Here is a 581-nt window from a genome sequence, read left to right as displayed (position 1 = left end):
CTCGCCGAGGCGCGGGCCGAGGCCGTAGCCGCCCACCGCCAGGCGGAAAGGTGCCGGCGATTCGCTCCGCCTGGCCGCGCCGTTCGGCGGCCTCGATGAAATGCGCCACCTCGCGCGCCCAGCCCTCCTCCAGGAACGACTGGTCGGTGAGGAACATGAGCCAGCGCCCCGCGCGCGGCGGCCGCCCCCTGGCGCAGCCGCACGCCGAGGTCGCCCACCGACGGGAGAAAAGCGCAGCCGGCGCCGTCGGCGATGGTGGCGGTGCCGTCGGTCGAGCCGTTGTCCACCAGCGTGACGTCGCGCAGCACGCCGGCGGTCACGCCCTGCACCAAGGCGGACAGCACCGGCACCAGGCGGCGCTCGGAATTGTGGGTGGGGATGACGACGGACAGCAAAGGGCGGCGGCTCCTCTTGGAAGCAAGCTATACCGCCGGTTTGCGGGATCGTCGATGGCTGTGTGCGCCGCACTGAAAACGGTTGCAGGGCGCACGGCGGACGGACGGTTCATCCCCGCGGCGGAGCATGGCGCCCGGGGCCGCGGCCGCCGCGCCGCTTGCCCTCGGTGCGCGCATGTGGGAGAG

1 protein-coding gene is annotated in these 581 nt (G+C 73.7%); it reads right to left on the bottom strand.

From position 1 onward, the window contains the following. Positions 1 to 395: glycosyltransferase (locus AC2W7M_RS27080; protein ID WP_486136332.1), on the bottom strand; the 395-nt coding region annotated here is incomplete at its 3' end. Positions 396 to 581: the final 186 nt, after the last annotated feature.

This window comes from Xanthobacter sp. BG11Y11_SDJG, assembly GCF_057364445.1.
The sequence above is the reverse complement of the archived record's forward strand: the minus strand, read 5'-3'. Positions and strand labels throughout refer to the sequence as shown.